5 protein-coding genes are annotated in these 6,000 nt (G+C 69.7%); 4 read left to right on the top strand and 1 reads right to left on the bottom strand.

Annotation, left to right across the window (positions count from 1 at the left end; translation table 11 throughout):
• Positions 1-266: SUKH-4 family immunity protein (locus tag BMY61_RS25975; protein WP_177240388.1), on the top strand; the 266-nt coding region annotated here is incomplete at its 5' end.
• 6 nt (positions 267-272) lie between these two features.
• Here the strand turns inward: BMY61_RS25975 and BMY61_RS48850 are convergent.
• A protein-coding gene (locus BMY61_RS48850) for an IS630 family transposase (RefSeq protein ID WP_425314706.1) occupies positions 273-1,336 on the bottom strand; the annotation gives its coding sequence in 2 pieces (ribosomal slippage) (positions 273-889 and positions 889-1,336; 1,065 coding nt in all).
• 952 nt (positions 1,337-2,288) lie between these two features.
• Between BMY61_RS48850 and BMY61_RS25955 the strand changes: the two genes are divergently transcribed.
• The 3 genes from BMY61_RS25955 to BMY61_RS25945 are packed head-to-tail and all read left to right on the top strand — an operon-like array spanning position 2,289 to position 5,517.
• Positions 2,289-2,942 carry a response regulator transcription factor gene (locus BMY61_RS25955; protein WP_042454976.1) on the top strand — a complete coding sequence of 218 codons (654 nt, stop codon included), beginning with the start codon at positions 2,289-2,291 and terminating at the stop codon, positions 2,940-2,942.
• Between the two features lie 20 nt (positions 2,943-2,962).
• Positions 2,963-4,201: a sensor histidine kinase gene (locus BMY61_RS25950; protein ID WP_244904223.1), complete on the top strand. Its 1,239-nt coding sequence runs from the start codon at positions 2,963-2,965 to the stop codon at positions 4,199-4,201.
• 38 nt (positions 4,202-4,239) lie between these two features.
• A complete protein-coding gene (locus tag BMY61_RS25945) occupies positions 4,240-5,517 on the top strand; it encodes a COG4705 family protein (RefSeq protein WP_042454968.1) in 1,278 nt (425 codons plus the stop codon).
• Positions 5,518-6,000: the final 483 nt, after the last annotated feature.

The following is a 6,000-nucleotide window of genomic DNA, read 5'->3' as shown; positions in this document are numbered from 1 at the left end:
GCCGCATCGTGCACATCCCCACAACCGAGTCTTCGACCGCCAATCACGTGAACAAGGACCTCGAAGCCTTCCACCGGTGCGTCGCGGCCACCATCGCCCGCTTCCCGTTCTACGAGGAAGGCGAGGAGGGCAGGTTCGACGAGGCAGCGGACGACCTTCGCGAGCTCCTCGCCACCCTCGATGACACCGCGCTCGCACACAACGGGCTATGGGAGACTCTGTGCGACGACGTCGCGATGGGCGACTACGCGAACTGGGAAGACTGAAGCACGTCAGCCCTCCGGTATCAGACCCGTGGCCGTCAGGCAGCCGTCGACCAGATCCGGTCGGTACTGGATCCTCTTGAGGCGACGCTTCACGGCTCGGGTGATCTGGCTCAGGTCCGCGGCGGCGAGGTTGCCGATGTCGCGTTTGACCAGCGACCACACGCCCTCCTGCGGGTTCAGGTCCGGGGCGTAGGTCGGTAGCTGGAAGACGGTGAGCCAGGCGATGTTGGCCACGAAGAACTCCCGCAGCGGCGAGACCAGGTGCATGCGCAGGTTGTCCCACACCAGGACGACCGGGCCACCGAGCTGGGTGTGGGCCCGGACGATCAGGTCGCGATAGTCCTTCCAATCGAAGCCCTTCGGTTCGTCCTTGCGGCCCCGATACTCGCGGATCGCGTAGATCAGACGAGACCGCTCGCCGGGCTTGTAGCAGGTCATCCCCGCCATGGATACCCGGCCCGAACCGCGCCCGCGCACGCGGACGACCGGGGTGATGCCCTGGCGGCCCCAGGTCCTGGCACGCGGCGGCGTCATCGACTGGCCGGCCGCGTCCTCGAAGACCACCCAGGCGTTGTTCACCGCCGCGGTGCTCTTACCCGCGGCCAGACCTCCCGCCTCCACAGCTCCACCGCATCGTCATCGCGCTCGATCGCGCGCCGGGCGGGCCGCTGCCAGGACCAGCCGTGCCGCCGCAGCAGCCGCCACGTCCCCTCCACGGTGTAAGAGACGTGGAACAGGCGGCCGATCATCGTCTTCACCCGGGCCAGCGTCCACCGCTGTTCGGCCCACCCGTGGGCCAACGGCCCGCGCTCCAACTCCCGCTCCAGCCCAGCTATCTGCCTGTCCGACAGTCGAGGCCGGCCAGGAGACCCCTTCGACGCCAGTCCGGCCAGGCCCTCCTCGCGCCACTGGCGCCGCCAGCGTTCCACCGACCGCTCCGAGACACGCAACGAGGCAGCGATCTCCCGGTTCTTCTCGCTGGCCTCGAAGCCAGTCACGGCCTGGAGCCGAACCCGCTCTCGCCCGGCCCTCTCGGCGTCGGTCAAGCCGCCGCCCTGCGGATATCTCACCCCACCAGGACTACCGAAGCGACCCGCACCGCTGTCCGGCAAACAGCCCGACATCACCCGATCAAGTTCAGTAGTTGTTGAGTTGGCGCCTGACCTCTCGGACGAGGCCAGACTTGCCCTGATCGAGCTTGATCCGCGCGACAAGGCCCTTTGGGGCCATCGGCTGCGCTGGGACCCGTCGGTTTCTGCTTGGATTCCGGTCCCTGTAGCTGACCAGCAGTCTCGCCGGTGAAGATCAAATGGCGGGTTGCAGGGTGCAGCGTCGGGGCAGGCGCGCCATCGCGAAGTTCCGCGCCGCCTACGCCGACCTGCTCAACGTACCCGCCGGCGGCATCGTCCACGGACGCAGCGCCACCCAGCTCACGTACGACTTCTCCCGGCACCTGGCCAAGGGCTGGAAGGCGGGCGACGAGATCATCCTCAGCCGCCTGGGCCACGACTGCAACGTCCAGACACTTCTTGCCTGCCCTGGATGTGGTGGGGCTTTGGCTCCTTGGGGGCACGCTCGTCCGCGGGAAAGGCAATGTGGGGTGGTCTGGCATCGGCTGGTGTGTCCGTCCGGGCGCGGTGCCGCGAATGCCGCACCTCGCACGTCATGCTCTCGGTCCAGCCCCCGCCACCGGCTCTTGTGACCTGGTGACGCGTCCGCCGAGTGCCGGCGATCTCCGCTCGCGCGTTTCGGCCAAGTCAACCGCTGGTGTGCCGGCCGGCTCAGGTCGCCAGGCGGCAGTGAGGGGGCTGCGCCGTCGATGACGGAGCTGGTCTGGGCGCCGGAGTCCTCGCTGCCGGGGAAATTCGGCGTGATGGTCTGCCGGGCGTGGCTGGACCGGCTGAAGAAGAGCAGGGCGCGGACAGAGGCGTCGAGTACGCCGCCACGGTGCCCAGAAGGCGCCGATGTCCCGATTGACCTGCGGAGATGGAGATCGCTCGGCGGAGTGTCTAGGGTGCGCATGTGGCTTTTGTTGTGGTGTGTGAGGATGACGCGGCGGTGCGCGGCGTCCTCAGGCGTGCCCTGGAGCACGACGGCCACACGGTCGAAGGCGCTCCCACCGCGGACGGCCTGTTGCGGCGCCTCGATCCGGTTCCTGATCTTGTCGTGCTGGATGTGGGGCTTCCGGACGCCGACGGACGGGATGTCTGTGTGGCCCTGCGGGCCCGTGGCGTCGATGCGCCGGTGCTGATGCTCACTGCATTGGACGGCATGCACCACAAGGTGGGCGGTTTCGAGGCCGGCGCGGACGACTACATGACCAAGCCGTTCGACATCCCGGAGTTGCTGGTACGCGTGAGGGCGCTGCTGCGCCGGGCCACCACGACGCCCGCGCCCACCGGCGTCGTCCTCGATCCCGCGAAACACGTCGTCACCTACGGCTTGCTGAGCGAGGGCCTGACCCCGACGGAGTTCCGGCTGCTGGGCAAACTCATCGCCTCGCAGGGCGACGCGGTGCGCCGCCACGCCCTGGTCGCCGCCGGCTGGCCGCATGGTGCCCAGGTCAGCGACAACACCCTGGACTCCTACGTGCGTCGCCTGCGGACCAAGCTCGACGTGCTGGGCGTGGCCGAGCGGCTGGCCACGGTCCGCGGGGTGGGCTACCGGTGGCAGTGACGGGCTTTCCCGCCAGGGTCGTGGCCCTCACGGTCTTGATCGCCACGGCGGTGGTCGCGGTCCTGGTCGTGGTCTCGCACGTGCTGCTGAGCCGGGTGACCGAGGCCGACTCGACGAACCTCGCCCGCACCCGCGCCGAGGCGGTGGCCGGCAGCGTCACTGTGGATCACGGCCGCGTCGTCCTGGCTGAGAACGACAGCGAGTCGCTGGACAACGTCTCCTGGGTGTACTCCGACGGGCAACTGATCGACGGGAACGTGCCCGGCAGCGTCCTGGACCGCGTCGAAGCGCTCGCCGACTCCGGACAGGCCCGGACCACGACCATCGACAACACCCTGCTCTACGCCCAGCCCGTTCCACTCGACGGCCACCGTGTGGTGGTGGTCGTCAGGGTCGATCTGACGCCGTACGAGACCTCGGAGCGGCGCAACGCGGTTCTCTCTCTCATACTGGGCGGCCTGACCATCCTGTTGGCCGGCCTTGTGGCGTACTTCGTGGTCCGTCGCGCGCTGCGGGTGGTGCACGAGATGGCCGCCCTGGCCGACGACTGGGGCGAGCACGAACCCGGGCGCCGGTTCGACCTCGGCACCCCGCGCGACGAGTTCGGCGAGCTCGGCCGAACCCTCGATGGCCTGCTCGACCGTGTCGAGACCGCGCTCGCGGACGAGCGCCGGCTCACCGACGAGATCGCTCACGAGCTGCGGACACCCCTGACGGTCCTGCGGGGGGAGGCCCAGCTGGCTCAGCTGTCCGGCCGGCAGCTGGCACCGCAGGTGGTCCTGCACGAGGTCGACCGCCTGAACACCGCGGTCACCACGATTCTGCGCGCCGCCCGGACCCGCATAGACGCCGGAACCCGCTGCGACCTGCGGGCGGCCACCCGGCAGGCGATCGCCGGCCGGCGCGTCGACCTCGCCGTCCCGGCGGACCTCGATGTCGCTGTGGCGGCCGAACTCGTCGTCGCGGTGCTCTCGCCCCTGTTGGACAACGGCCTGCGGCATGCCAGCTCGCGCGTCTGGGTCACCGCGCGCACCGAGCCCGAGGGCGTCGTCATCAACGTCCTGGACGACGGCCCCGGTTTTGACCCCGCAGAGGTCGACCGCGTCTTCGACGCCGGCGTCACCGCCGGCTCCGGGCACGGGCTGGGACTGGCCGTGGTGCGGCGCCTCGCCGCATCCGCCGGTGTCGGCGTCCGCGCGATCGCGGGCGGTCACGGCAGTGTCGAGGTGACCTTCCCCGCACCGGTGGCGACTCCGTAGTCAGGTTATGTGCAGGTTCGTCCGGCCAGTCTGCCTCCATGACTACGACCAGCCCGGAACGGACGCGGCGTCGCGGACGGCTCCAACTCAACAAGGTTCCCGAGGTCACCGTCTGGTTCTGGGTGATCAAGATCCTCTGCACCACCGTCGGCGAGAGTTTCGCCGACTGGATCAACATGACGCTCGGCGTCGGCCTGGTGAACACGGCCTGGATCTTCACCGCGGTCTTCGTGGTCGTGCTCGGCGTCCAGCTGCGGCTCAAGCGGTACGTTCCGTTCCCGTACTGGCTCACCGTGGTCGTCGTCAGCGTCACCGGCACGCTGTACACCGACATCCTGACCGACCAGCTCAACGTGCCGCTGTGGATCAGCTCCGCGGTGTTCTCGGTGCTGCTCGCGGTGGTCTTCGGGGTGTGGTGGCTGCGCGAGCGCACGCTGTCGATCCACTCGGTCACCACGCTGTCGCGTGAGTCGTTCTACTGGCTCACCGTCCTGGTCACGTTCGCGCTCGGCACCGCCACCGGCGACTGGACCCTGGAGCTCACCGGCTGGAGCCCGGGCGTGTCGGTCCTGCTGCCGCTCGGCCTCATCGCGGCGATCACGCTGCTGTGGAAGTTCGGCGCGAACCCGGTGCTGTCCTTCTGGCTCGCCTACATCCTGACCCGCCCGCTGGGCGCCAACATCGGCGACTGGCTCGCCTCCCCGAAGGTCGCGCAGAACCCCGGCGACCCGACCGGTCTCGCCCTGGGCACCTTCACCACCAGCCTGATCTTCCTCGGACTGATCCTGGCGACCGTCGTCTACCTGACCGTGACGCGCTCGGACGTGACGGAGACGTTCGAGGCCACGCACGTTCCGCAGGTCACCACCAACCGCGCGCGGGAGCGCGTCGCGCTGGCGGGCTTCGGCCTGCTCGCCGTCGCCACCGCGGGCCTGCTGGTCTGGGCTCACGGCCGGCCGCACACCGGCCCCGCGCCGGAGGCCGACACCACCTCGGCCGTCCAGCTCGCTCCTGGCCAGGCTGTGAAGAACTTCCCCGCCGCCAAGGTCGACGGACTGCGGGCACTGGCATCGACCTCGCTCAAGGACGCCCAGTCCGGGAACGCGACCGGGGCCCACGCGGCCGCCCAGTCCCTGCGTGACCTCTGGGACGCCGACCAGCCCTCGCTCCAGCCGCTCGACGACACCGGCTGGACCTCCGTCGACGCCCAGATGGACAAGGTCCTGAAGACCTTCGGCATCGACCACCCCAACCCGCCGATGGCAGCGACCCAGCAGGAGGCCGAACTCACCACCCTCCTCGCCGACCTGCGCTGACCCCCCGACCTCACCAATCAAGAGAGCCATCCGCATGGTGGCCTCCGCCCTCACTCCGGGCGGAGGCCACCATGCTTGACGGTCCGGCTCCCCGAATTCGCGGCGGCAGTGCACGGGGCCCTGGAGTGCAGCCTTTCCTCGTATGTAGCTTTGCGAGATGCGCTCGGCTGAACAGGGCACTGCTTGGGACTGTGCAGCGACCGACCGATCGCGGGGCAGGCGCTGATCGGGCTCAGGCCTCCCAGGCGGGAAGGTCGAGGACCATCGTCAGGCCGCCGCCGGGGGTGTCTTCCGGGGTGAGGGTGGCTCCCATACAGTCGGCGAAGCCGCGGGCGAGGGCGAGGTGCAGCGTCGTGCCCGCGCGGGAGCGGCCCTCGAAGGAGGGAACGGAGGGCCACAGCCCCGCACTTCGACTCTGTCCGGGGTACCGGCGCCCGGATCAGACGGGATCCGTCACCGGCCGCACGGGACCGCAAACGGCGA

This window comes from Streptacidiphilus jiangxiensis (assembly GCF_900109465.1).
Lineage (GTDB): Bacteria > Actinomycetota > Actinomycetes > Streptomycetales > Streptomycetaceae > Streptacidiphilus > Streptacidiphilus jiangxiensis.
Note: the sequence above shows the minus strand (reverse complement) of the source record. Positions and strands in the feature narration are given on the sequence as shown.